This is a genomic window from Ruegeria sp. AP12 (assembly GCF_056540025.1).
The window spans coordinates 1-949 of sequence record NZ_JBQFVZ010000127.1 but is presented as its reverse complement, the minus strand read 5'-3'; the positions used below and the strand labels follow the sequence as shown (position 1 = coordinate 949).

Sequence of the window (949 nt, the reverse complement as noted above, 5' to 3'; positions counted from 1 at the left end):
GCGTAATCACACGCCTTCTCATACCGCCGCGCCAGCTGGGAATAGAGATCGCCCATATAGCCGCGCTGCGAGGGCACGCGTTCCTGACTGATCCCCACCTCCTTCATCGCATCAGCATAGGCGGTCATGTCGGTCAGAAGCACGAGAACGCGCTTACCCTCTTCCACCGCGAATTTCTCGGCCACGGCCAGCACCATGTCTGGCACCAGAAGGCGTTCCACCAGAGGGTCCATGGCCTGATTGACGAACATCACAGTGCGCGAGAACACCCCTGCATCCTCGAACGAAGTCCGAAACGTGTGATAGTCATCGAAGATCAACCCCAAGCCGCCGAAGACCACGATATCCGCGTCCGCCTGTATGCCGATGCGGCTGAGGAAGGCGTTGAACGGTTCGCCCGAGACCGAAAAGATCGGGATCTTCTGACTTTCGACCAGCGTATTGAACACGTCGATCATCGGCACGTCGGTGCGGATCATCTTGTTGGGTACGGCCCGTTCGGCCGGGTTCACTGTCGGCCCGCCAATATCGATCCGCGGCTCGGCCGACAGGTCAGGGCCGCCGTCAATCGGCTCTCCCGCGCCGTCAAAAACACGGCCCAGAATATTGGCTGAATACGGCGTCTGCATCGGGTGACCCAGGAAAGTCGCTGTCGCCTCGGTCGAGATGCCCTTGGTGCCCGAGAACACCTGCAGCGTCACCACATCCCGGTCGATAAAGATCGCCTGGGCCAGCGTTTTATGCCCATCAACCGTTTCGATCACCGCCAGATCATTGAACCGAACAGCCGGTGCGCCACCATCGTCAACCGGCACACGAACCTTGATCGTGTCGCCGACAATTTCCAAAACACGTGTATACTTCAAAAGACTCTGAGACATCGCCTACCCTAAGTCGCATGTTTAAGAGTTTAAATTCTTTCCACCTTCGTGCTGCCCACCAAAGCATC

Annotated in this window: 1 protein-coding gene; it reads right to left on the bottom strand. The window is 57.9% G+C overall.

Annotation, left to right across the window (positions count from 1 at the left end; genetic code table 11):
* Window positions 1–881, bottom strand: an 881-nt coding sequence (locus ACR0E6_RS21720; RefSeq protein ID WP_480587219.1) for a hypothetical protein, incomplete at its 3' end; no start/stop codon positions are given.
* Window positions 882–949 lie beyond the last annotated feature (68 nt).